The organism is uncultured Streptomyces sp., from assembly GCF_947488945.1.
Taxonomy (GTDB): Bacteria; Actinomycetota; Actinomycetes; order Streptomycetales; family Streptomycetaceae; genus Streptomyces.
On record NZ_CANLBS010000009.1, the window covers coordinates 94375 to 118764 of the forward strand.

Annotated in this window: 22 protein-coding genes; 5 read left to right on the forward strand and 17 right to left on the reverse strand. The window is 72.1% G+C overall.

Annotated features, from left to right (window positions below; translation table 11 throughout):
* Positions 1-2 precede the first annotated feature (2 nt).
* The 12 genes from nuoL to Q0994_RS16535 are packed head-to-tail and all read right to left on the reverse strand — an operon-like array spanning position 3 to position 12987.
* Positions 3-1898: an NADH-quinone oxidoreductase subunit L gene (gene nuoL / locus Q0994_RS16480; protein ID WP_299535068.1), complete on the reverse strand. Its 1896-nt coding sequence runs from the start codon at positions 1896-1898 to the stop codon at positions 3-5.
* Positions 1899-1909: 11 nt separating this feature from the next.
* On the reverse strand, positions 1910-2209 hold the full coding sequence (nuoK, locus tag Q0994_RS16485) for an NADH-quinone oxidoreductase subunit NuoK (protein ID WP_299535070.1): 300 nt from the start codon (positions 2207-2209) through the stop codon (positions 1910-1912).
* The gene (locus Q0994_RS16490; RefSeq protein WP_299535072.1) at positions 2206-3069 is read right to left on the reverse strand and encodes an NADH-quinone oxidoreductase subunit J; all 864 of its coding nucleotides are present in this window, start codon (positions 3067-3069) and stop codon (positions 2206-2208) included. The genes nuoK and Q0994_RS16490 overlap by 4 nt, the downstream gene beginning before the upstream one ends.
* The gene (gene nuoI, locus Q0994_RS16495) at positions 3066-3899 is read right to left on the reverse strand and encodes an NADH-quinone oxidoreductase subunit NuoI (protein ID WP_299535074.1); all 834 of its coding nucleotides are present in this window, start codon (positions 3897-3899) and stop codon (positions 3066-3068) included. The genes Q0994_RS16490 and nuoI overlap by 4 nt, the downstream gene beginning before the upstream one ends.
* Positions 3892-5229, reverse strand: coding sequence for an NADH-quinone oxidoreductase subunit NuoH (gene nuoH, locus Q0994_RS16500; protein ID WP_299535727.1), 1338 nt, complete (start codon positions 5227-5229; stop codon positions 3892-3894). The genes nuoI and nuoH overlap by 8 nt, the downstream gene beginning before the upstream one ends.
* Positions 5230-5264: 35 nt before the next feature.
* Positions 5265-7766 carry an NADH-quinone oxidoreductase subunit G gene (locus tag Q0994_RS16505; protein WP_299535077.1) on the reverse strand — a complete coding sequence of 834 codons (2502 nt, stop codon included), beginning with the start codon at positions 7764-7766 and terminating at the stop codon, positions 5265-5267.
* Complete coding sequence (gene nuoF / locus Q0994_RS16510) at positions 7763-9130, reverse strand: NADH-quinone oxidoreductase subunit NuoF (protein WP_299535081.1); 1368 nt, start codon at positions 9128-9130, stop codon at positions 7763-7765. Before nuoF ends, Q0994_RS16505 begins: the two co-directional genes overlap by 4 nt.
* Complete coding sequence (nuoE, locus tag Q0994_RS16515; protein ID WP_299535729.1) at positions 9127-9966, reverse strand: NADH-quinone oxidoreductase subunit NuoE; 840 nt, start codon at positions 9964-9966, stop codon at positions 9127-9129. Before nuoE ends, nuoF begins: the two co-directional genes overlap by 4 nt.
* Positions 9967-9992: 26 nt before the next feature.
* Positions 9993-11342 (reverse strand): NADH-quinone oxidoreductase subunit D, encoded by a 1350-nt coding sequence (locus Q0994_RS16520; protein ID WP_299535083.1) that lies wholly within the window; start codon positions 11340-11342, stop codon positions 9993-9995.
* Positions 11342-12058 (reverse strand): NADH-quinone oxidoreductase subunit C, encoded by a 717-nt coding sequence (locus tag Q0994_RS16525; protein ID WP_299535085.1) that lies wholly within the window; start codon positions 12056-12058, stop codon positions 11342-11344. The genes Q0994_RS16520 and Q0994_RS16525 overlap by 1 nt, the downstream gene beginning before the upstream one ends.
* On the reverse strand, positions 12055-12609 hold the full coding sequence (locus tag Q0994_RS16530) for an NADH-quinone oxidoreductase subunit B family protein (protein ID WP_299535087.1): 555 nt from the start codon (positions 12607-12609) through the stop codon (positions 12055-12057). The genes Q0994_RS16525 and Q0994_RS16530 overlap by 4 nt, the downstream gene beginning before the upstream one ends.
* Positions 12610-12627: 18 nt before the next feature.
* Positions 12628-12987 (reverse strand): NADH-quinone oxidoreductase subunit A, encoded by a 360-nt coding sequence (locus Q0994_RS16535; protein WP_003967084.1) that lies wholly within the window; start codon positions 12985-12987, stop codon positions 12628-12630.
* A gap of 953 nt (positions 12988-13940) precedes the next feature.
* Between Q0994_RS16535 and Q0994_RS16540 the strand changes: the two genes are divergently transcribed.
* From Q0994_RS16540 to Q0994_RS16550, 3 genes are all read left to right on the forward strand, one after another.
* Positions 13941-14804, forward strand: a complete 864-nt coding sequence (locus Q0994_RS16540) for a C40 family peptidase (protein ID WP_299535112.1) — start codon at positions 13941-13943, stop codon at positions 14802-14804.
* Positions 14805-14939: 135 nt separating this feature from the next.
* Positions 14940-15434, forward strand: a complete 495-nt coding sequence (locus tag Q0994_RS16545) for a nucleotidyltransferase domain-containing protein (protein WP_299535113.1) — start codon at positions 14940-14942, stop codon at positions 15432-15434.
* Positions 15435-15561: 127 nt separating this feature from the next.
* On the forward strand, positions 15562-16500 hold the full coding sequence (locus Q0994_RS16550; RefSeq protein ID WP_299535115.1) for a MerR family transcriptional regulator: 939 nt from the start codon (positions 15562-15564) through the stop codon (positions 16498-16500).
* 252 nt (positions 16501-16752) lie between these two features.
* Here the strand turns inward: Q0994_RS16550 and Q0994_RS16555 are convergent, their stop codons facing one another.
* Positions 16753-17454 carry an NUDIX domain-containing protein gene (locus tag Q0994_RS16555; RefSeq protein WP_299535118.1) on the reverse strand — a complete coding sequence of 234 codons (702 nt, stop codon included), beginning with the start codon at positions 17452-17454 and terminating at the stop codon, positions 16753-16755.
* Positions 17455-17766: 312 nt separating this feature from the next.
* On the opposite strand from Q0994_RS16555, the gene Q0994_RS16560 reads away from it, so the two are divergent.
* Entirely contained in the window at positions 17767-19032 is a 1266-nt protein-coding gene (locus tag Q0994_RS16560; protein ID WP_299535120.1) for an MFS transporter, read from the forward strand.
* A 72-nt stretch (positions 19033-19104) separates the two neighbouring features.
* On the opposite strand, the gene Q0994_RS16565 is transcribed toward Q0994_RS16560, so the two are convergent.
* Together Q0994_RS16565 and Q0994_RS16570 are read right to left on the reverse strand one after the other, a co-directional pair.
* A complete protein-coding gene (locus Q0994_RS16565) occupies positions 19105-20334 on the reverse strand; it encodes a Cmx/CmrA family chloramphenicol efflux MFS transporter (protein WP_299535122.1) in 1230 nt (409 codons plus the stop codon).
* Positions 20335-20786: 452 nt separating this feature from the next.
* On the reverse strand, positions 20787-22070 hold the full coding sequence (locus tag Q0994_RS16570) for a geranylgeranyl reductase family protein (protein WP_299535125.1): 1284 nt from the start codon (positions 22068-22070) through the stop codon (positions 20787-20789).
* A 97-nt stretch (positions 22071-22167) separates the two neighbouring features.
* Between Q0994_RS16570 and Q0994_RS16575 the strand changes: the two genes are divergently transcribed.
* A complete protein-coding gene (locus tag Q0994_RS16575) occupies positions 22168-22683 on the forward strand; it encodes a GNAT family N-acetyltransferase (protein WP_299535127.1) in 516 nt (171 codons plus the stop codon).
* 192 nt (positions 22684-22875) lie between these two features.
* On the opposite strand, the gene Q0994_RS16580 is transcribed toward Q0994_RS16575, so the two are convergent.
* A complete protein-coding gene (locus Q0994_RS16580; protein WP_299535129.1) occupies positions 22876-23568 on the reverse strand; it encodes a demethylmenaquinone methyltransferase in 693 nt (230 codons plus the stop codon).
* 122 nt (positions 23569-23690) lie between these two features.
* Complete coding sequence (locus Q0994_RS16585; protein WP_299535132.1) at positions 23691-24383, reverse strand: imidazolonepropionase-like domain-containing protein; 693 nt, start codon at positions 24381-24383, stop codon at positions 23691-23693.
* Positions 24384-24390 lie beyond the last annotated feature (7 nt).

Here is a 24390-nt window from a genome sequence, read left to right on the forward strand (position 1 = left end):
GATCAGACCGCCCTCATCAGCAGGGTCGCGGCGATGACGACCGCCGTACCGCCGAACATCGAGACCGCGTAGGACCGGGCGTAGCCGTTCTGGAGCCGGCGCATCCGGCCCGAGAGTCCGCCGACCGACGCGGCCGTGCCGTTGACGACGCCGTCGACCAGCGAGTGGTCGACGTAGACCAGCGAGCGGGTGAGGTGCTCCCCGCCGCGGACCAGCACCACGTGGTTGAAGTCGTCCTGGAGCAGGTCGCGCCGGGCGGCCCGGGTGAGCAGCGAGCCGCGCGGGGCGGCCACCGGGACGGGCCTGCGGCCGTACATCAGCCAGGCGACGGCCACTCCGATCACCAGGACCACCATGGTGGCGGCGGTGACGGTGGTGGCGCTGACCGGGGCGTGCCCGTGGTCGTGCCCGGTGACCGGCTCCAGCCAGTGCAGGAAGCGGTCGCCGATCGAGAAGAAGCCGCCGGCGAAGACCGAACCGAAGGCCAGCACGATCATGGGGATCGTCATCGACTTCGGCGACTCGTGCGGGTGCGGCTCGTGGCCCTCCGCGTCCGGCTGCCAGCGCTTCTCGCCGAAGAAGGTCATCAGCATCACGCGGGTCATGTAGAACGCGGTGATCGCGGCGCCCAGCAGGGCGACCGAGCCGAGGATCCAGCCCTCGGTGCCGCCCTTGGCGAAGGCCGCCTCGATGATCTTGTCCTTGGAGAAGAAGCCGGAGAGGCCGGGGAAGCCGATGATCGCGAGGTAGCCGAGGCCGAAGGTGACGAAGGTGACCGGCATGTACCTGCGCAGGCCGCCGAACTTCCGCATGTCGACCTCGTCGTTCATGCCGTGCATGACGGAGCCGGCGCCGAGGAAGAGCCCGGCCTTGAAGAAGCCGTGCGTCACCAGGTGCATGATCGCGAAGACGTATCCGACGGGGCCGAGCCCGGCCGCCAGGATCATGTAGCCGATCTGCGACATCGTCGAGCCGGCCAGCGCCTTCTTGATGTCGTCCTTGGCGCAACCGACGATCGCACCGAAGAGCAGGGTGACCGCTCCGACGATGGCGACGACGAGCTGGGCGTCGGGGGCGGCGTTGAAGATCGCGCCGGACCGGACGACGAGGTAGACGCCGGCGGTCACCATGGTGGCGGCGTGGATGAGGGCCGAGACCGGGGTCGGGCCCTCCATCGCGTCGCCGAGCCAGGACTGGAGCGGCACCTGGGCGGACTTGCCGCAGGCCGCCAGCAGCAGCATCAGGCCGATGGCGGTGAGCTTGCCCTCGCCCGTGTCACCCGTCGCTCCGAGGACCGGGCCGAAGGCGAAGGTGCCGAAGGTGGTGAACATCAGCATGATCGCGATCGACAGCCCGATGTCACCGACCCGGTTGACCAGGAACGCCTTCTTGGCCGCGGTCGCCGCGCTCGGCTTGTGCTGCCAGAAGCCGATCAGCAGGTACGAGGCGAGGCCGACGCCCTCCCAGCCCATGTACAGCAGCAGGTAGTTGTCGGCGAGGACCAGCAGCAGCATCGCCGCGAGGAAGAGGTTCAGATAGCCGAAGAAGCGGCGACGGCGTTCGTCGTGCTCCATGTAGCCGATCGAGTAGATGTGGATGAGCGTGCCCACGCCGGTGATCAGCAGGACGAACGTCATCGACAACTGGTCGAGCTGGAAGGCGATGTCGGCCTGGAAGCCCTCCACCGGGATCCAGCTGAACAGCTTCTGGTGCAGCAGGCGCTCCTCGGCGCCCCTGCCCAGCAGGTCGGCGAAGAGCACCAGGCCGACGGCGAACGAGGCCGCGGCGAAGAGCGTGCCGACCCAGTGTCCGGCCCGGTCGAGCCGGCGGCCGCCGCACAGCAGGACCACCGCACCGAGCAGGGGCGCCGCGACGAGCAGCGCAATCAGATTCTCCACGATTCAGCCCCTTACAGCTTCATCAGGCTGGCGTCGTCGACCGAGGCCGAGTGGCGTGAGCGGAACAGCGACACGATGATCGCCAGCCCGACGACGACCTCCGCGGCGGCGACGACCATCGTGAAGAACGCGACGATCTGCCCGTCGAGGTTGCCGTGCATGCGGGAGAAGGTCACGAAGGCGAGGTTGCAGGCGTTGAGCATCAGCTCGACGCACATGAACACCACGATCGCGTTCCGCCTGATCAGCACCCCGGCCGCACCGATGGTGAACAACAGGGCGGCGAGGTAGAGGTAGTTGACCGGGTTCACTTGACGGCCTCCGTCGTGTCGGCCGGGGTGGGGCCGACCGCGCCGCGGGCGGGCCCGGCGCCGCGGCCGAGGCGTTCGCCCGAGCGCTGTTCCAGTGCCTTCAGGTCGGCGAGCGCCTCGTCGGACACGTCACGGATCTGGCCGCGCTCGCGCAGCGTCCGCATCACGGTCAGCTCGGACGGGGTGCCGTCCGGCAGCAGGCCGGCGATGTCCACCGCGTTGTGCCGGGCGTAGACGCCGGGGGCGGGCAGCGGCGGGAGCTGGCCCGAGCGGACCCGTACCTCGGCCAGCTCGCGCTGGGTCGCGGCCCGTTCGGTGCGCTCGCGGTGCGTCAGCACCATCGCGCCGACCGTCGCGGTGATCAGCAGCGCGCCGGTGATCTCGAAGGCGAAGACGTACTTGGTGAAGATGAGGTTGGCCAGTCCCTCGACGTTGCCCCCGTGGGCGGCGTTGGCCGCGCCGAGGCCGTTGAAGCTGCTGAGCGAGGCGTTCCCGATGCCCGCGATCAGCAGGATCCCGAAGCCGAGCCCGCAGCCGACCGCGAGCCACCGCTGGCCCTTGAGCGTCTCCTTCAGGGAGTCCGCCGCGGTGACGCCGACCAGCATGACGACGAACAGGAAGAGCATCATGATCGCGCCGGTGTAGACGACGATCTGCACGATGCCGAGGAAGTACGCGCCGTTGGCGAGGTAGAACACCGCCAGCACGATCATGGTCCCGGCGAGCGAGAGCGCGCTGTGCACCGCCCGCTTCATCAGGACCGTCGACAGCGCTCCGACGACGGCGACGGTGCCGAGCACCCAGAACTGGAAGGCCTCACCGGTGGAGGTGGTGGAGGCCGCTGCGGCCAGGCCGGTCATGCGCCCGCCCCCTTCTCGCGGTCGTGCGGGGCGGAACCGTGCGGGACCGCGCCCGACGGGGCCGTTCCGCTCGGGTCGGTGCCGGGCGCCGTCGCGCGCGACGGCGCGTCCGGGGTGTCCGGGGACAGGCCGGCGGGCGGCACCCGGTCGGCCGGGGCGCTGCCCGGCCGCTCGGCGGGCACGTCCCCGGGCTTCTCCCGCTCCCCCTGGGAGACGGCCTGCTGCGGCACCGTCCCGGGGGCGGCCTCGGTGACCAGCCCGCGGTAGTAGTCCTGTTCGTCCATGCCGGGGAAGATCGCGTGCGGGCTGTCGACCATGCCCTCCTCCAGCCCCGCCAGCAGCTCGTCCTTGGTGTAGATGAGGCTGGCGCGGGTGGTGTTGGCGAGCTCGAACTCGTTGGTCATGGTCAGCGCGCGGGTGGGGCACGCCTCGATGCAGAGCCCGCAGAGGATGCACCGGGCGTAGTTGATCTGGTAGACGCGGCCGTACCGCTCGCCCGGGGAGTACCGCTCCTCGTCGGTGTTGTCCGCGCCCTCGACGTAGATCGCGTCGGCCGGACAGGCCCAGGCGCACAGCTCGCAGCCGACGCACTTCTCCAGCCCGTCCGGGTGGCGGTTGAGCTGGTGCCGGCCGTGGAAGCGCGGCGCGGTGACCTTGGGCGTCTCCGGATACTGCTCCGTGAGCCGCTTCTTGAACATGGCCTTGAAGGTCACGCCGAAGCCGGCCACGGGGTTCTGGAAGCCGTCCCCCGACCCGGCGGGACCGGGTTCGGCCGGGCCGCCGGACCCGAGGGCCTTGCGGGCGTCCTTCGCGTTCCTGGATTCAGACACTGCCGGCCTCCTTTCCGTCACTCGCGGTTTCGTCACTCCGGGTATCCGTGCCGCCACTGACAACGAGCTGCCGCTCGCGCCTGGGGGTGCGCCGGGGCACCGGCGGCAGGGTCTGTCCGGGCAGCGGGGGCACCGGATATCCGCCCGCCATCGGGTCGAACGCGGGCTCCGGCCCGGCCCGTTCGTCCTCGGCACGGGCCGCCCGGTCGCGGAACATGTCGGCGACGAAGGAGACCAGCAGGACCGCGATCACCGCCCCGGCCACGTAGAGCACGATGTTGGTGAAGTCGTAGCCCTCGTTGCGCAGCGCGCGGACGGTGGCGACCATCATCAGCCAGACCACGGAGACCGGGATCAGGACCTTCCAGCCGAGCTTCATGAGCTGGTCGTAGCGGACGCGGGGCAGCGAGCCGCGCAGCCAGATGAAGAAGAACAGCAGCAGCTGGACCTTGACGACGAACCAGAGCATCGGCCACCAGCCGTGGTTCGCGCCCTCCCAGAAGGTGCTGATCGGGTACGGGGCGCGCCAGCCGCCGAGGAACAGCGTCGCGGAGACCGCGGAGACGGTCACCATGTTGACGTACTCGGCGAGCATGAACATCGCGAACTTGATCGAGGAGTACTCGGTGTTGAAGCCGCCGACCAGGTCGCCCTCGGACTCGGGCATGTCGAACGGGGCGCGGTTGGTCTCCCCGACCATGGTGACGATGTAGATGATGAAGGAGACCGGCAGCAGGATGACGAACCAGCGGTCCGCCTGCGCCTCCACGATCGCCGAGGTCGACATCGACCCGGAGTAGAGGAAGACCGAGGCGAACGCGGCGCCCATGGCGATCTCGTAGCTGATCATCTGCGCGCACGAGCGGAGCCCGCCGAGCAGCGGGTACGTCGAGCCGGACGACCAGCCGGCCAGCACGATGCCGTAGATGCCGACGGAGGCGACCGCGAGGATGTAGAGCATCGCGATCGGCAGGTCGGTGAGCTGCATCGTGGTGCGGTGGCCGAAGATCGACACCTCGTTGCCGGCCGGGCCGAACGGGATCACCGCGATCGCCATGAACGCGGGGATGGCGGCGACGACCGGGGCGAGGACGTAGACGACCTTGTCGGCACGCTTGACGACCAGGTCCTCCTTCAGCATCAGCTTGACGCCGTCGGCGAGGGACTGCAGCAGCCCCCAGGGACCGTGCCGGTTGGGGCCGATGCGCAACTGCATCCAGGCGACGACCTTGCGCTCCCAGACGATGGCGAAGAGCACCGTCACCATCAGGAACGCGAAGCAGAAGACCGCCTTGACGACGACCAGCCACCAGGGGTCGGTGCCGAACATCGACAGGTCCTCGGCGGCGAGTGGAGCGAGGCCGGTCACGGGCGCACCTCCGGGTTCTGGGCGGGAACTGCGGCCGGGCCGATGCGGACCAGGCCGCCGGGGCGGGCCCCGGTGTCGCCCGCGACGCCCCGGCCCACGGAGTTCAGCGGGACCCAGACCACCCGGTCCGGCATCTCGGTGATCAGCAACGGGAGTTCGACGGAGCCGGCCGGGCCGGAGACGGCGAGCAGGTCGCCGTCCTTCACCCCGGTCTCGGCGGCGGTGACGGCGGAGAGCCGGGCCACGGCGGGGTGCCGGGTGCCGGCCAGCGCCTCGTCGCCCTCCTGGAGGAGGCCCAGGTCGAGCAGCATCCGGTGGCCCGCGAGGACCGCCTCGCCGTCGCCGGGGCGGGGCAGCGGCTCCGCGGTCTCGCGCGGGGGCGCGGCGTGGCCGTCCTCCGGGCCGCCGAGCCGGTCCAGCTCGCGGCGGGCCGCGGCGAGGTCGGGCAGCGCGAAGGGCACGTCGAGCGCGTCGGCCAGCATGTGCAGCACCCGGCCGTCGGTCGGCGGGAGGGTGCGGGTCATGTGCTCGGGCTTGAGCGCGGCCTCGAACATCCGGGCCCGGCCCTCCCAGTTGAGGAAGGTGCCGGACTTCTCGGCGACCGCGGCGACCGGGAAGACGACGTCGGCGCGTTCGGTGACCTCGCTGGGCCGCAGCTCCAGGGAGACCAGGAACCCGACCCGGTCGAGGGCGTCCAGCGCCCCGGCCGGGTCCGGCAGGTCGCGGGGCTCGACGCCGGCGACCAGCAGGGCGCCGATCTCGCCGGACGCGGCGGCCTCGACGATCTGGCCGGTGTCGCGGCCGTAGCCGGTGGGGAGTTCGGCGACGCCCCAGACGGCCGCCACCTCGTCGCGGGCCCGCGGGTCGGTGGCCGGGCGTCCGCCGGGCAGCAGCGAGGGCAGCGCCCCCGCCTCGATCGCCCCGCGTTCGCCGGCCCTGCGCGGAATCCACACCAGCTCCGCCCCGGTGGCGGTGGCGGTCCGCAGGACCGCGGTCAGCGCGCCGGGCACCGCGGCCAGGCGTTCGCCCACCACGATCACCGCGCCCCGCTCGCGCAGCGCGGTCGCCGCCTCGGCTCCCGCGCCCTCCAGGCCGACGCCGCCCGCGAGCGCGTCCAGCCACTCGGTCTCGGTGCCGGGCGCGGCCGGCAGCAGCGTGCCGCCCGCCTTCACCAGGCCCCGGCTGGCGTGACTGGCGAGCCCGAAGGTCCGCTGTCCGCCCTTGCGGTGGGCCTTGCGCAGCCGCAGGAAGACGCCGGGCGCCTCCTCCTCGGCCTCGATGCCGGCCAGCAGCACCGCGGGCGCCTTCTCCAGCGAGGTGTAGGTGACGCCCCCGCCGTCCAGGTCACGGCCGTGGCCGGCCACCCGGGACGCCAGGAAGTCCGCCTCCTCGCCGCTGTGCGCGCGGGCCCGGAAGTCGATGTCGTTGGTGTCGAGCGCGACCCGGGCGAACTTGCTGTACGCGTAGGCGTCCTCGACGGTGAGCCGGCCTCCGGTGAGCACTCCGGCCCGGCCGCGGGCCGCGCCGAGTCCGGCCGCCGCCGCGGCCAGCGCCTCGGGCCAGCTCGCCGGCTCCAGCACCCCGTCGGCGTTGCGCACCAGCGGGGTGGTGAGCCGGTCCCGCTGCTGGGCGTAGCGGAAGCCGAACCGGCCCTTGTCGCAGACCCACTCCTCGTTGACCTCGGGGTCGTTGGCGGCGAGCCGCCGCATGACCTTGCCGCGCCGGTGGTCGGTGCGGGTCGCGCAGCCGCCCGCGCAGTGCTCGCACACCGACGGCGAGGAGACCAGGTCGAACGGGCGGGAGCGGAACCGGTAGGCGGCGGAGGTGAGCGCGCCGACCGGGCAGATCTGGATGGTGTTGCCGGAGAAGTACGACTGGAAGGGGTCGCCCTCGCCGATGCCGACCTGCTGGAGCGCGCCGCGCTCGGTCAGCTCGATCATCGGGTCGCCCGCCACCTGGTTGGAGAACCGGGTGCAGCGCGCGCAGAGCACGCACCGCTCGCGGTCCAGCAGCACCTGGGTGGAGATCGGGACGGGCTTCTCGAAGGTCCGCTTGCGCCCCTCGAACCGGGAGTCCGAGCCCCCGTGCGACATGGCCTGGTTCTGCAACGGGCACTCGCCGCCCTTGTCGCAGACCGGGCAGTCCAGCGGGTGGTTGATGAGCAGCAGCTCCATCACACCCTTCTGGGCCTTCTCCGCCACGGGCGAGGTGATCTGCGACTTCACCACCATGCCGTCGGTGCACGTGATGGTGCAGGACGCCATCGGCTTGCGCTGGCCCTCGACCTCGACGATGCACTGCCGGCAGGCGCCGGCCGGGTCGAGGAGCGGGTGGTCGCAGAAGCGCGGGATCTCGATGCCGAGGAGTTCGGCGGCCCGGATGACCAGGGTCCCCTTCGGGACGCTGATCTCGATGCCGTCGATGGTCAGCGTGACCAGGTCCTCGGGCGGTACGGCCGTGTCGCCGCCCCCGGAGGGCGCACTCGTGGTGACTGTCATGCGTTCACCCCCCGGTGAGCGTTCGTGTCGTCGGCCCACAGGGTCGACTTGGCGGGATCGAAGGGGCAGCCCTTGCCGGTGATGTGCTGCTCGTACTCGTCGCGGAAGTACTTCAGGGACGAGAAGATCGGCGACGCGGCTCCGTCGCCCAGCGCGCAGAAGGACTTGCCGTTGATGTTGTCGGCGATGTCGTTCAGCTTGTCGAGGTCGCCCGGCCGGCCCTTGCCCGCTTCGATGTCGCGGAGCAACTGGACGAGCCAGTACGTCCCCTCGCGGCACGGGGTGCACTTGCCGCAGGACTCGTGGGCGTAGAACTCGGTCCACCGGGTGACGGCGCGGACGACGCAGGTGGTCTCGTCGAAGCACTGCAGCGCCTTGGTGCCGAGCATGGACCCGGCGGCGCCGACGCCCTCGTAGTCGAGGGGCACGTCGAGGTGCTCCTCGGTGAACATCGGGGTGGAGGAACCGCCCGGCGTCCAGAACTTCAGCCGGTGTCCGGGCCGCATCCCGCCGCTCATGTCGAGGAGTTGCCGCAGCGTGATGCCGAGCGGCGCCTCGTACTGCCCGGGTCCGGCGACGTGGCCGCTGAGGGAGTAGAGGGTGAAGCCGGGCGACTTCTCGGTGCCCATCGACTTGAACCAGTCCTTGCCGCGGTTCAGGATCGCGGGAACCGAGGCGATGGACTCCACGTTGTTCACCACGGTGGGGCAGGCGTAGAGCCCGGCGACCGCGGGGAAGGGGGGCCGCAGCCGGGGCTGGCCGCGCCGCCCTTCGAGGGAGTCCAGCAGCGCGGTCTCCTCCCCGCAGATGTACGCCCCGGCGCCCGCGTGCACGGTGAGTTCCAGGTCGAGCCCGGAGCCGAGGACGTCCTTGCCGAGGAAGCCGGCCTCGTAGGCCTCGCGGACGGCCTCGTGCAGTCGCCGCAGCACGGGGACGACCTCGCCGCGCAGATAGATGAAGGCGTGCGAGGAGCGGATCGCGTAACAGGCGATCACGATGCCCTCGATGAGGCTGTGCGGGTTGGCGAAGAGCAGCGGGATGTCCTTGCAGGTCCCGGGCTCCGACTCGTCGGCGTTGACGACGAGGTAGTGCGGCTTGCCGTCGCCCTGCGGGATGAACTGCCACTTCATCCCGGTGGGGAAGCCGGCGCCGCCGCGTCCGCGCAGACCGGAGTCCTTGACGTACGCGATCAGGTCGTCCGGCGTCATGGCGAGGGCTTTGCGCAGTCCCTCGTACCCGTCGTGGCGGCGGTAGGTGTCCAGCGTCCACGACTCGGGCTGGTCCCAGTGCGCGGAGAGGACGGGGGCGAGGAGCTTCTCGGGGTCGGTCCCGTTCTTGTCGATCTCGGCGGCCAAGGTCATCACTCCCCCTCCTCGGCTGCGGGTCCGGCCGGGTGGTCCGGGTCGGAGGCCGATGTCTGCTGCGGTGCGTCGTGCGAGCTGAGGTGCTCGGTGGGCGACGGGTCGTGGGGCGCGTCGTGCGGGGCGTCCTGCTGGGAGCCGCCGCGCGGGCCCACCACCCGGTGGGTGCCGCTCTCGCCCTTGGCGAGCCGGAGTCCGGCCAGCGAAGCGTGTCCCGCGCCGCCGGTCGCCGCCACTGCTCCGGGCCGCTCGTCGGGGAAGCCGGCCAGGATGCGGGCCGTCTCCTTGTACGTGCAGAGCGGGGCGCCGCGGGTGGGTTCGACGGGCCGCCCGGCGATGAGGTCGTCCACAAGCCGCGTCGCGCTCTCGGGTGTCTGGTTGTCGAAGAACTCCCAGTTGACCATCACGACGGGCGCGAAGTCGCAGGCCGCGTTGCACTCGATGTGTTCGAGCGTGACCTTGCCGTCCGCGGTGGTCATGTCGGACCCGTCGTCCCCGACGCCGAGGTGGCCCTTGAGCCGGTCGAAGATCTCGTCGCCGCCCATCACCGCGCACAGCGTGTTGGTGCAGACGCCGACCTGGTAGTCACCGCTCGGCCGGCGGCGGTACATCGTGTAGAAGGTCGCCACCGCGGTGACCTCCGCGGTGGTGAGGTCGAGCATCTCGGCGCAGAACGCCATGCCGGTGCGGGAGACGTACCCCTCCTCGGACTGCACCAGGTGCAGCAGCGGCAGCAGCGCGGAGCGGCTGCCGGGGTAGCGGGCGATCACCTCCCGCGCGTCCGCTTCGAGCCGGGCGCGTACCTCTGCGGGGTACGCGGGGGCGGGGAGCTGCGGCATCCCCAGGCTGACTTCTTGAGGTGCGGTCACCGGTCGACGCCTCCCATCACGGGGTCGATGGACGCGACGGCGACGATGACGTCGGCGACCTGGCCGCCCTCGCACATCGCCGCCATGGCCTGGAGATTGGTGAAGGACGGGTCGCGGAAGTGGACCCGGTAGGGGCGGGTCCCGCCGTCGGAGACGGTGTGCACGCCCAGTTCGCCCTTGGGCGACTCGACGGCGGTGTACGCCTGCCCGGCCGGGACCCGGAAGCCCTCGGTCACCAGCTTGAAGTGGTGGATCAGCGCCTCCATGGAGGTGCCCATGATCTTCTTGATGTGCTCCAGCGAGTTGCCGAGGCCGTCCGGTCCGAGCGCGAGCTGCGCGGGCCAGGCGATCTTCTTGTCGGCGACCATCACCGGGCCCGGCGCGAGCCGGTCGAGGCACTGCTCGACGATCCGCAGCGACTGCCGCATCTCCTCCAGCCGGATGAGGAAGCGGCCGTAGGAGTCGCAGGTGTCGGCGGTGGGCACGTCGAAGTCGTAGGTCTCGTACCCGCAGTACGGGTCGGACCTGCGCAGGTCCTGCGGCAGTCCGGCCGAGCGGAGCACCGGCCCGGTCACGCCGAGCGCCATGCAGCCGGCCAGGTCGAGATAGCCGACGTCCTTCATGCGTGCCTTGAAGATGGGGTTGCCGGTGGCGAGCTTGTCGTACTCCGGCAGGTTCTTCTTCATGGTCTTCACGAAGGAGCGGATCTGGTCGACCGCGCCCGGCGGCAGGTCCTGGGCGAGGCCGCCCGGCCGGACGAACGCGTGGTTCATCCGGAGACCGGTGATCAGCTCGAACAGGTCGAGCACCAGCTCCCGGTCGCGGAAGCCGTAGATCATGATCGTGGTGGAGCCCAGCTCCATGCCGCCGGTGGCGATGCACACCAGGTGCGAGGAGATGCGGTTGAGCTCCATCAGCAGCACGCGCAGCACGCTCGCGCGGTCCGGGATCTGGTCCTCGATGCCGAGCAGCTTCTCGACGCCGAGGCAGTACGCCGTCTCGTTGAAGAACGGCGTCAGGTAGTCCATGCGCGTGACGAACGTGGTGCCCTGGGTCCAGTTCCGGAATTCGAGGTTCTTCTCGATGCCGGTGTGCAGGTAGCCGATGCCGCAGCGGGCCTCGGTGACGGTCTCGCCGTCGATCTCCAGGATCAGCCGCAGCACGCCGTGCGTGGACGGGTGCTGCGGACCCATGTTGACGATGATGCGTTCGTCGTCGGACTTGACCGCCGCTTCGGCGATCTCGTCCCAGTCGCCGCCGGAGACCGTGTACACGGTCCCCTCCGTCGTCTCGCGGGCGTCGGAGTACGCGGCGCCCGCCGCGGGGTGGGTGTGGGGAGTGCTCATCAGGAGTACGACCTCCGCTGGTCCGGAGCCGGGATCTGGGCGCCCTTGTACTCGATGGCGATGCCGCCGAGCGGGTAGTCCTTGCGCTGCGGGTGGCCCTGCCAGTCGTCCGGCATCATGATCCGGGTGAGGGCGGGGTGCCCGTCGAAGACGAGCCCGAAGAAGTCGTAGGTCTCGCGCTCGTGCCAGTCGTTGGTCGGATAGACCTCGACCAGGGACGGGACGTGCGGGTCGCTGTCCGGGGCGGACACCTCCAGCCGGATGAGCCGTCCGTGGGTGAGCGACCGCAGGTGGTAGACGGCGTGCAGCTCGCGGCCCTCGTCGCCGAGGAAGTGGACGCCGCTGACGCCGGTGCAGAGCTCGAAGCGGAGCGCCGGGTCGTCGCGCAGGGTGCGGGCGACGGTGAGCAGGTGCTCGCGGGCGACGTGGAAGGTCAGCTCGCCCCGGTCGACGACCGTCCGTTCGACGGCCTCCTCCGGGACCAGTCCCTGTTCCTCCAGGGCGCCTTCGAGTTCGTCGGCCACCTCGTCGAACCACCCGCCGTACGGGCGGGGGGTCGCGCCGGGCAGCGTCACCGTACGGACGAGACCGCCGTAACCGGAGGTGTCGCCGCCGTTGTTCGCGCCGAACATCCCCCTGCGCACCCGGATGACCTCGCCGGAGTCCTCGCGCGGGGCGGGCAGGGCGCCCTCGCGGCCGTCGTCGTTCCCGCTCATCGCAGCAGCCCCTTCATCTCGATCAGGGGCAGCGCGTTGAGCGCCGCTTCCTCAGCCTCACGGGCGGCCTCCTCGGCGTTGACCCCGAGCTTGGAGCCCTGGATCTTCTCGTGGAGCTTGAGGATCGCGTCGATCAGCATCTCGGGGCGGGGCGGACACCCCGGCAGGTAGATGTCCACCGGCACGATGTGGTCGACGCCCTGAACGATCGCGTAGTTGTTGAACATCCCGCCCGAGGACGCGCACACGCCCATCGAGATGACCCACTTGGGGTTCGGCATCTGGTCGTAGACCTGCCGCAGCACCGGTGCCATCTTCTGGCTGACCCGTCCCGCGACGATCATCAGGTCGGCCTGCCGGGGCGAGCCCCGGAAGACCTCCATGCCGAATCGCGCGAGGTCGTACCGTCCGGCGCCGGTCGTCATCATCTCGATGGCGCAGCAGGCGAGTCCGAAGGTGGCGGGGAAGACGGAGGACTTCCGCACCCAGCCGGCGGCCTGCTCGACAGTGGTCAGTACGAAGCCGCTCGGCAGCTTCTCTTCGATTCCCATGGTGTGCCCCTCAGCCCCTCAGTCCCATTCCAGGCCGCCGCGACGCCACACGTAGGCGTAGGCGACGAAGACGGTGAGCACGAAGAGCAGCATCTCCACGAGCCCGAAGATCCCCAGGGCGTCGAAGGAGACCGCCCAGGGGTAGAGGAAGACGATCTCGATGTCGAAGACGATGAACAGCATCGCCGTCAGGTAGTACTTGATCGGGAAGCGGCCGCCGCCGGCCGGAGTGGGGGTGGGTTCGATACCGCACTCGTACGCTTCGAGCTTTGCCCGGTTGTACCGCTTGGGGCCGATAAGCGTGGCCATGACCACGGAAAAGATCGCAAACCCTGCCCCGAGGGCGCCGAGCACGAGGATGGGCGCGTAGGCATTCACGCTCCTCGCTCCTTCCAGTCGTCCTTGACCGTTGGACCGCATCGGGCGACCGGCTCGCCGCCTCAGCAAGATCGTGCATATGTGAGGCAGTTCACAAGCCCGACTGCCCCGCATCCTATGCCTGCGATCCTGTGATCTGCGACACGGGGTACAGCCCCGTCTTTGTGACCTCCACCACCTGACGAACGATCATGAAGTCGGATGAGTGGCGATCTTCGTACGCGAAGCGCCCGAGTGATCACCAGAGGTGACAATCGGACGGGTTACCCCTGGTCAACCGGGTGGTGGCCTATCAAGTACCGACCCGCAACGCAAAATTGGAGATGGACTCGGCCAAGTGATATAGGAAGCGGCCGGAATTGGGACCACCCGAACGAGGGTGGCCGGGGGACGTACATGGACAACTCCGCGCACAAAGGCTTTTCGGGCCCCCGTCTCTCCTCCGGGAGAGGCACAGAGAGGCGCGGAGGGGCCCACGCCGCCCCGCGCGATCCGGACAGCCGGCAGCCCGGCGGGCCGTCGCCGGGCCACCGGACCCCGCGCGTTCGGGCCGTCGCCGCCGGCACGTCCGGGCGACCGTTCCGTGACCCCGCCGCGACCTCTCCGCGATCTCCTCGCGACCCGACCGCCGCCCCGGAAGCCGACCTCGTGAAGGGAAGAACGAGCGCGGCGGGGTCCCTCCTTCACAGGGGATGCACACAGTGAGCTGCGTCACGCGCACAGGGGTGGCTGAAGTGGCGAGGTTGGCCAACGGTGTGAACGGATGGTAAGTGGTGGGCAATTCGGGCGTATTGCCGAAAAGCAATGATCACGGCCCCGATCGCCCCTGTCCGTTTTGCCCGTTACGGCGTCAATAAGGCCGCGCAGCAAGCGGATTACAGGATTCCGGACGTAACTGTGTCGCAACACACGTTTCTTGAAGGGACCCCGGAACCCCTGGTAGCCGTAGAGCCATGTCCCACACCGCTCAGATACCCAGCCACCGGAAGCCCCGCCAGCGCGCATCGAAGACGGCGCTGCGTGCGGGAGTTGCCGGCGGCGTGCTCAGCACCCTCGCGATCGCAGGCGCCGCCGGACCGGCCCAGGCCGAGCCGGTGACCCAGACCATCGAGATGCCGACCATCACGGCCGACCTCTCCACCTCCGTCGCCGCGTCGGCGCAGGCGACCCAGCAGGTCGCCCTCGACCTCCAGACGCACGCCCAGGAGGAGGCCGCCGCGACGACCGCGGCGAAGGCCGCCAAGGCCGCCAAGGCGGACGCCGACCGCGAGGCCGCCGCGAAGAAGAAGGCCGCCGCCGAGGCGAAGGCCAAGGCCGAGGCGAAGGCGGAAGCCGCCGAGCGCGCCTCCCGCAGCGCCGCGCGCACCACGCTCAGCGCCTCTTCCTCCGGTTCCTCCTCTTCCTCGGGCACGACGGCGACCGCCACGGCCGCCTCGTCCTCCTCGTCTTCCTCTGCCGTCTCGGGCTCCGCCGCCGCCATCGTGGCGTTCGCCAAGGCGCAGGTCGGCGACGCGTACGTCGCCGGTGGCACCGGCCCCAACTCGTGGGACTGCTCGGGCCTCGTGCAGGCCGCGTACGCCCAGGCGGGCGTCAGCCTGCCGCGCGTCTCCCAGGACCAGTCGGTCGCGGGCACCCAGGTCTCCCTGGGCAGCCTCCAGGCCGGCGACATCCTGTACTGGGGCAGCGCCGGCAGCGCGTACCACGTGGCGATCTACGTGGGTGACGGCCAGTTCGTCGGCGCGCAGAACTCCAGCACCGGCACCGTGCTCCGCGACATGAGCTACGACCAGCCGACCGGCGCGGTCCGCGTTCTCTGATTCACAAGCTCGGCGCGGACCCTCCCCGGGGCCCCGCCGGGTCAGGGCCCGAGGGCCGTCGCTCCCCCGCTCGGGAGCGACGGCCCTCGGGCCTTTCGCGCGACGGCGCCCACCCGAACCGACTACTGTGCCCGGATGATGGCGGCCGACGAGGTACTGGCGGTACTGGCGACGCTGCGGCGGGCGGGGGTTGCCGTGCACGTCGGCGGCGGCTGGGGCGTGGACGCCCTGCTCGGCAGGCAGACCCGCGCCCACCGGGACCTGGACCTGATGTTCGCCGCGGAGCACGAGGCCGAGGCCCTGGCGGCGCTCGCGGCCGCCGGGTACCGGGAGAGCCTCGACCAGCGGCCCGTACGCTTCGTGGTCACCGGCCCCGCGGGCCGGGAAGTGGACCTCCACCCCCTGGTCTTCGCCCCGGACGGCTCCGCCCTCCAGGCGTCCTTCGACCCGGAACGGCCGTTCGCCTACCCGGCCGCCTGCTTCGTGGCCGGAACCATCGGCGGCGAGGCCGTCCCGTGCCTCTCGCCCGAACAGCAGGCGTACTTCCACCAGGGCTACGAACCGACCGACCGCGACCACCACGACATGGCGGCGCTCCGGGACGCGTTCGGGATCGCGACGCACTTCTGAGGACGGAAGCCGGGCACCCGGCCGACGGGCGGCGCTGCGCGGAATCCCGCCCGGCGGACGCCCGGGACGGGTCCGGCCGGGACAAGGCCTTGAGCCTCCAGTGACTGGAGACAGCAGAGTGGGGGACATGGACGCTACGACCCTCTACTCGATCGGGGAGCTCTCCCGGCGGACCGGCTTGTCCGTGAGGACCATCCGGTTCTACTCCGATTCGGGGGTGGTAGCACCGACCACCCGTACTCCCGCCGGCTACCGGCTCTACGACCTCGACGCCCTGCGTCGTCTGGAACTGCTCCGCACACTGCGCGAGTTGGGCATGGACCTGGCCACGATCCAACGGGTACTGAACCGCGAGCTCCCGGTGGCGGAAGTCGCCGCCGCGCACGCCGACGTCCTGGACGTGCAGATCCGGATGCTGCACATGCGCCGGAGCGTTCTGCGGGTCGTGGCCGGACGGGGGTCCAGTCCCGAGGAGACGACGCTCATGCACAGGCTCACGCAGTTGTCCGGCCAGGAACGCCGACGTGTGCTCGACGATTTCATGGAGGGCGCCTTCGGCACGGTGGACGCCGACCCGACCGCGGTGGCCATGGTTCGCGCTGCCACGCCCGACCTCCCCGGCGATCCGACCAGCGAGCAGGTCGCCGCGTGGGCGGAGATCGTCGAGCTGGTCGGCGACGAGGATTTCCGTGCCCGGATGCGCCGGGCGGTCGCGGGTCGGGTCGCCCGGCTCCCGCTCGCCATCGAACGCGATGCCGGCGAGGAACTGATGGAATTCACCCGTCGGAAGGCGGCCGAAGCAACCGGGGCGGGCATGGACCCGCGCAGCGACAGCGCCGCACCCGTCATCGACGACCTCGTGCACCGCTTCGCCGAGGTGTTCGGGCGCACCCCGGACACCGAGTTCCGGGACTGGATGGCGCAGCAGTTCGAAGAGGCGCACGATCCGCGGGTGGACCGGTACTGGCGGCTGGTGTGGATCGTCAACGGCTGGCAGGTGGTACCGCAGCTGATCCCGGTGTACTCCTGGCTCATTCAGGCTCTGCGACATGGGCGTGCCGCATAGTCACCGCACCGGGCATTCCGAGAGATCGAATGCGGGCATGGGCCGAGGGTGCCCCGCGCCGAGGGCCGACCAACGGCCTGGACACCCTTGCCCTTGCCCTTGCGCGTACCCGTGCCTTGGCCCTCGCCACCGGCTCCGCACGATCCGGGCACCGGGCGTCATTCCCACTGCCGCGATCGCCCGCTCCGGCACGTTCTCCGGGCCGGGCCCCGGCCTCCGCCCCCGGCCTCCCGGAAGCCGGCTCCACCGCCCTCACCAGGTGCAGTCCGCCCGCAGGTCGCGCACGGTGTCCGCCAGTTCCACCGGGCGGGCGGGCCAGCCCGTCCGGTGCCAGTGGGCGATCCGCCAGGAGAGGCGGCGCGGCCACACCGGGGTGACGGGCAGTTCCTCGACCGGCACCCACACGAGGCTGCCCCCGTTGATGTCCAGCGCGTCCCCCTCACCGACGGCGCCGTCGGCCTCCACCAGGAAGTAGTGCTGCCGGGTCCGGCTCTTCCACACGCGGGCCACCTCCCCGTGGACCCTGCCCATCAGGCCCGTCTCCTCGCCGAGTTCGCGGAGCACCGCCTCGTGCAGGGTCTCCCCCGCCTCCACGCCGCCGCCGGGGATCTCGTAGTAGAGCTCGCCGGGCGCGTGCGCGTCGTCGAGCGCGATGAGGAGCAGATGCCCGTCCCTGATCACCAGCGCGCCCGCCCGGACCCGCTCGGGACGGTCGGTGGCCGGATCGACCCACCGGGCGGTCCGGTTCGCCGCGCCCCCGGCCGCCCACCGGCGCAGGACCTCCTCCGCCGTGCCGACCGGGCGGATCCGCGCGTGCACCGCCTCCGCCCACGGCAGCGCCCGGCTGTCCGCCGGCGGCCGGCCGCCCCGACGCGGAAGGTGGTACACCCCGGGCTCGGAGGGATCCTCCGTCACCACGAGGCCGTCGTCCTCGAACCGCACGTCCGCTCTCATGGAGCGATGGTCCGCGCCGCCGGAACCGCGCGCAAGGCCGTACCCGGCCGTCGTCGTGGCCGCGGCCCACACGACGGCGGGCGCCCGGCCCGCAGCTCCCGGCTCCCCCGCACCGCCCGCGCCGCCCGGCGGCCCGCAGCCGATTGGCCCATCCGACGGAGCCCCGACTGGCCCAGAAGACAAGGCCGTTGACGGCTTACGGTGGACGGGCCGGGCCGTCGTCGGACCCCGGGGACCCACGCCCTGCGCCGGCCGCCCCCGTGCCAGGGCCGCGTCGGCACGCCCCCCGCCGCCCCGCACCCGAGGAGACCCGTGTCGTACCGTCCGATCCCCGCCCCCGGCCCGGCGCGCGGACTCGCCGTCTCCCAACTGGTCAACTCGCTCGGCGACGGCGCCTACTACGTCTGCTCGGCGCTCTACTTCTCCCAGGTGGTCGGGTTGTCGCCCGGCCGGATCGGACTGGGCCTCACCCTGGCATGGGCGGTGGGCGCGGTCGCCGGGGTGCCGCTCGGGCAACTCGCGGACCGCCGGGGCCCGAAGGGGACCGCCGTCCTGCTGGCCCTGGCCACCGCGGCGGCGGTCGGGGCGTTCCTCCTGGTGGACTCCTTCGCCGCCTTCACCCTGACGGCGTGCGCCTACGCCACCGCGCAGTCCGGACTGGCGGCGGCCCGGCAGGCGCTCCTCGCCGGACTGGTACCGCCGGAGGAACGTACCGGCGTCCTCGCGCACCTGCAGTCGGCGGTCAACGCGGGACTGGCGCTGGGCGCGGCCGTCGGCGGTCTCGCCCTCCACGCGGGTACGCCGGCGGCCTACCGGTCGGCGCTGGCGATGGACGCCGTGGCGTTCGTCCTGTGCGCGCTCCTGCTGGCCGTCCTCCCCGCGCCGGGCCGCGGGGGCGGCGGGTCCGCCGACGGCGCGCGCACCCTCGTGGTGCTGCGGGACCGCCCGTACGCGCTGGTGACGTTCCTCAACATGGTGCTGCTGCTGCGGATGCCGCTGATCAGTCTGGCGCTCCCGCTGTGGATCGCGGACCGTACCGCCGCGCCCGCCTGGGCGGTGTCGGCGCTCCTCGTGCTCAACACGGGCGCGGTGATGCTGTTCCAGGTCCGTACGGCCGCCGTGGTGCGGGACCTGGAGAGCGCGGTCCGCGCGGTACGCGGCGGGGGCGTGCTGATGCTCGCGTCCTGCGGGGTGTTCGCGTGCACCGCGTCCGACGCGCCGACGGGGGTGTTGCTCGGGTTGCTCGGGGTGGCCGCCGCGCTCCAGGTGTGGGGCGAGATGCGGCAGTCGGCGGGGGCCTGGCAGATCGGCTTCGATCTGGCCCCGCCCGGCCGGTACGGCCAGTACCAGGGGTTCTTCGGCGCGGGCGTGCCGGTGGCCCGGATGCTCGGCCCGCTGGTGCTGACCTCGCTGATCGTCACCTGGGGCGTGCCGGGTTGGCTGCTGCTCGGTGGCCTGTTCCTGGCGGCGGGGCTCGCCATGGGACCCGCCGTCCGGTGGGCGGGACGGCGGGTGACGGACACGGCGGCACGCGCGGCGGCACCGGAAGCGCCTGCCGCCGCGCCCGGCCGGACCTGAACCGGCCCCCGAGGGCGGCCCCCCGGCGAACCGCCGCGGCTCCCGGACCGCCCGCGCCCCCGGGGGCCCCGCTCAGCGCACCGCCGCCTCCGGACTGTGCTCCGGCGCCGGACCCGGCCGCCGCAGCGCCGCCCCCGCCGTCACCAGGGCGAGCCCCATCAGCCCGGCGCTCACCCACACCGGGGCCACGAATCCCGCCCCGGCGCCGAGGGAGAGCCCGCCCGCCCAAGGGCCGAGCGTGGCCCCCAGGTTGAAGGCCACGGTGCAGGCCGAGCCCGCCAGCGTGGGCGCGCCGGGGGCCAGGGAGAGAACCCGCGCGATGAGCGCGGTTCCCGTGCCGAAGGCCAGCGTTCCCTGGGCCAGGATCAGGCAGAGCGTCCAGGAGGGGCGTTCCGCCAGGAACGCCAGCGCGCTCCAGCCGAGCGTGAGGGCGGCCAGGCCCGTGGCGACGAGCGGGACGGGCCTGCGGTCGGCGTACCGGCCGGAGACGGTGACGCCCAGGAAGGAGCCGGCCCCGAAGAGCGCGAGCGCCACCGGGACCCAGACCGTGCCGAGCCCGGTGGTCCGGGTGAGCAGCGGTTCGAGGTAGGAGAACGTGCAGAAGGTGGCGCCCTGCAGCAGGACCATGGTCAGCAGGGTGAGCGGGACCGGCGGACGGGCCAGCGCGCGGAGTTCGGCGCGCGCGGACACCCGTCCCGCCCTCTCGACGCCCGCGCTTTCCACGCCTGTCCCGGACGGTGTGCTGCCGGCAGTTCCGGTTCCCGGTGCGACGCTCCGCAGGATCGCGGGGACGGCGGGCAGGCAGAGCAGGGCGACCGCCCAGAACGCGGACCGCCACCCCCACCGCTCCCCCAGCATCGCGCCGGCCGGGACGCCCACGACACAGGCGACCGTGACTCCGCCCACCACGACGGCCGTGGCCCGCGCCCGCAAGTGGGCGGGGGCGAGGGAGACGGCGGTGGACAGCGCCACGGCCCAGAAGCCCGCGTAGGCGAGCGCGGCGACGAACCGGGAGGCCAGCAGGACCGGGTGGTCCGGCGTGAGCGCCCCCAGCACGTGCGCCGCGACGAACGCGCCGAGGAAGAGCAGCAGTGAGCGACGGGGCGGCCAGGCGCGGCTGAACAGGGCCATGGCGGGTGCCCCGATCACCATCCCGACCGCGAAGACCGAGGTCAGATGACCGGCGGCCGGGAGGGTGACGCCGAGATCGGCGGCGATGCCCGAGAGGAGCCCGGACAGCATGAATTCGGAGGTGCCCTGGGCGAAGACGGCGAGCCCCAGGACGTATACGGCGAACGGCATGGACAACTGCCCCTTGGAAGGACCGACGATGGACGGGCGACGGCGGGGAAGGGGGCGTCATGATCCGGGCGCGGCGGACAGCCGGCCCCGTGGGACCGGAACGGCGCGGCGGCCGAAGGTGATGACCCGGTCGGACACGACCGGGTGGAAGCGACCCGTCCCCGCGGTGGAGCCGGCGGCATCGGACCGTACGGGAACGAGCGTCCGGGCCCTCGTGGGGTTACCGGCGGCGTCGTTCAGCGCGCGGTCGGCCGCCGGGTCACCGGCGGCCTCGGTCTGTCGGACTCGGGGCTGGACACGGACAAGAGGGTACCCGCACCACCGGACCGGAGGGGATACCGGCGGCCGGACGGGTGCCGCGCGAACGGCCCCGGCGGCGACGGAAACCGTCGCTGCCGGGGCCGGGCGGTACCGCGGGGGCCGGGCCGGGCCGTGGCGGGCCGGCCCGGGGATCACGCCTTCGGTGCGACCTTCGACAGGCCGTTGATGATGCGGTCCATCGCATCGCCGCCGGTAGGGTCGGTGAGGTTGGCCAGCATCTTCAGGGTGAACTTCATCAGGATCGGATGCGTCAGACCGCGCTGCGTGGCGATCTTCATGATCTTCGGGTTGCCGATGACCTTCACGAACGCGCGGCCCAGCGTGTAGTAGCCGCCGTAGGTGTCCTTGAGGATCTTCGGGTAGTTGTGCAGGGCCAGTTCGCGCTGGGCCGGGGTCGCGCGGGCGTGCGCCTGGACGATGACGTCCGCGGCGAGCTGCCCCGACTCCATGGCGTACGCGATGCCCTCGCCGTTGAACGGGTTGACGAGACCGCCCGCGTCACCGACGAGCAGCAGGCCCTTGGTGTAGTGCGGCTGGCGGTTGAAGGCCATCGGGAGGGCCGCGCCCCGGATCGGGGTCGTCATGTTCTCGGGGGTGTAACCCCAGTCCTCCGGCATGGAGGCGCACCAGGACTTGAGGACCTCGCGCCAGTCCAGTTCCTTGAAGGCGGAGGAGGAGTTGAGGATGCCGAGACCGACGTTGGACGTGCCGTCGCCCATGCCGAAGATCCAGCCGTAGCCGGGCAGCAGCCGGTCCTCGGCACCGCGCCGGTCCCACAGCTCCAGCCAGGACTCCAGGTAGTCGTCGTCGTGGCGGGGCGAGGTGAAGTAGGTGCGGACCGCGACGCCCATCGGGCGGTCCTCGCGGCGGTGCAGGCCCATCGCCAGGGAGAGGCGGGTGGAGTTGCCGTCGGCGGCGACGACGAGCGGGGCGTGGAAGGTGACCGGGGTCTTCTCCTCGCCGAGCTTGGCGTGCACGCCGGTGATGCGGCCGGTGCGCTCGTCGACGATCGGGGCGCCGACGTTGGCGCGCTCGTACAGCCGCGCGCCCGCCTTCTGCGCCTGCCGGGCGAGCTGCTCGTCGAAGTCGTCGCGCTTGCGGACGAGTCCGTAGTCCGGGTAGGAGGCCAGATCCGGCCAGTCGAGCTGGAGGCGGACGCCGCCGCCGATGATGCGCAGGCCCTTGTTGCGCAGCCAGCCGGCCTCTTCGGAGATGTCGATGCCCATGGACACGAGTTGCTTGGTGGCGCGCGGGGTGAGGCCGTCGCCGCACACCTTCTCGCGCGGGAACGCCGTCTTCTCCAGCAGCAGGACGTCGAGCCCGGCCTTCGCGAGGTGGTAAGCGGTCGTGGAACCGGCCGGGCCGGCACCGACGACGATCACGTCCGCGCTGTGTTCGGAGAGGGGCTCGGTCACGGTCGGATCTCCCGAAGACTCGAATTCGCGTGCCGCCCGGCACTTGTCCCATGCAGTCTAGGGGGGCCGGCTGATCAACCACCCGAAGGGCTCCCCGATGACGATCGCGCCTGTCTCGAACCCGACCGTACGGCTGCGCGTCCCCAGCGACGAGGACGCGCTCGCCTGGCACCGGGTCTTCGACCACCCCGAGGTGATGGAGTTCCACGGCGGTCGGCGCGCCGAGTTCTCCGTCTACGAGGAACTGACCGCGCGCCAGCGGCGGCACGACGCCGAACTGGGCTACTGCTTCTGGACGGTCCTCGGGGACGACGACGAGGTGCTCGGTTTCACCGGCGCCCAGCCGTGGCCGCACCCGGAGTTCGGACCGGTGGGGTCCGTCGAGATCGGCTGGCGGCTCGGCCGCGCCGCCTGGGGCAAGGGGTACGCGACGACGGCGGCCCGCCTCACCCTGGAGCGGGTCCGGGCCGCCGGTGTCCCCGAGGTGGTGGCGATGGTCGACTCCCGCAACGCCCGTTCGGTGGCGGTGGCGGGGCGACTGGGCATGCGGCGGGCGGAGACCTACCCGATGTCCGACGGGCGGCAGGCGCTCTGCTTCCGGCTGGCGCTGTGAGACGGCAGCGGTGATCCGCGTGCCCCGTAACCCCCCGGCGGCGACAGTCAGGGGGCAGGGGCGGTCACGGGGCGGGGACGGTCACGGGGCGGGCCGGCGGTCACCACCGGGACGGCCGTCACGGGACGGGCCGGCGGTCACGGGCGGGCGGGGCCGGGCGCGGGCGGGCGGGGCCGGGCGCGGGCGGACGGGTCAGGCGCGGGTGCCCCGGTGCAGGGCCACGACGCCGCCGGTGAGGTTGCGCCAGGCCACGTCCGACCAGCCGGCCTTCTGGAGCAGGCCCGCCAGACCGGCCTGGTCGGGCCAGGCGCGGATGGACTCGGCGAGGTAGACGTACGCGTCCGGGTTGCTGGCCACCGTGCGGGCGATCGGCGGCAGCGCCTTCATCAGGTACTCCAGGTAGACCGTGCGGAACGGCGCCCAGGTCGGCTGGGAGAACTCGCAGATCACCACGCGTCCGCCCGGCTTGGTGACCCGGTACAGCTCGCTCAGCGCGGCCTCGGTGTCCTGGATGTTGCGTAGCCCGAAGGAGATCGTGACCGCGTCGAACGTCTCGTCCTTGAACGGCAGCCGGGTGCCGTCGCCCGCCGTGAACGGCATCCACGGGTGGCGCTTCTTGCCGACCCGGAGCATGCCGAGCGAGAAGTCGCACGGCACCACGTACGCGCCCGCCCGCGCGAACGGCTGCGAGGACGTGGCGGTGCCCGCGGCCAGGTCCAGGATCTTCTGCGCGGGGCGGGCGTCCACCGCGCGCGCGACCTCCTTGCGCCAGGCGCGCGCCTGCCCGAGCGAGATCACGTCGTTGGTCAGGTCGTAGTTGGCCGCCACGTCGTCGAACATCGAGGCGACTTCGTGCGGCTGCTTGTCCAGGGATGCTCGGGTCACCCGCCCATTCAAGCAGCCCCCGACGACAGCCCTCGCGGCGGTCGCTCGCGGCGGGTCGGCCGACCGGCGTGCGCGACTGCGCCCCGTCCCGGCCCCCGGCGACAGGCGCGCCCCGGCCGCCCCTACCTCCTGCGGTGGACCAGCCGCCCCGCGGCCACGGTGGCGACGCAGCAGGCCGCTCCGGATCGCAGCAGGGCGGGCTCGTCGGGGGCGTCGAAGGCCGCCAGATCGGCCCTCGCCCCCACGGCCAGCGGTGCCGCCACGGCATCCGCCACCGAGCGGAGTCCGGACAGGGGATCGAGGGGGAGGTCCCGGGCGGCGTCCTCGGAGGGGACGGGAGCGGAGGCCGGTGCGGCGGACAGGACCGCGAGGCCGGATCTCCGGACGGCGGTGAGCAGCGCGGGCGCGGCACCGGCACCGGCACCGGCACCGGCACCGGCACCGGCCACAACAGCGGTGGTGCCGTGCTGAAGCATCCGGTGAAGTCCGCGCCGGACGCTGCCGGCCCGCCGGGTCTCATCGCTCAGCGGGGCCTCGGCCGACCCGCCGGTCACGGGGGCCGTGCCCCACTCGTCCGCCTCGCGGGGATCGGGGAAGTACGCCCCCGTCAGCAGCGCCACGGCGTGGGGCTGCACGAGTCCGGGTGTCAGCAGACCGGGCCATCGCCGCACCCGGGCCGAGGGGTGGGCGGCGGCCAGTTCCTCGTACGTGCCGAAGGCGGCGACCACCGCGTCCTCCACGGCCACCGCCCCGCTCCGCACCGGCGGCAGACCGCCGCCGGGCAGCAGCAGGGCGCACGCGTGGATCGTCAGCAAGGAGGGA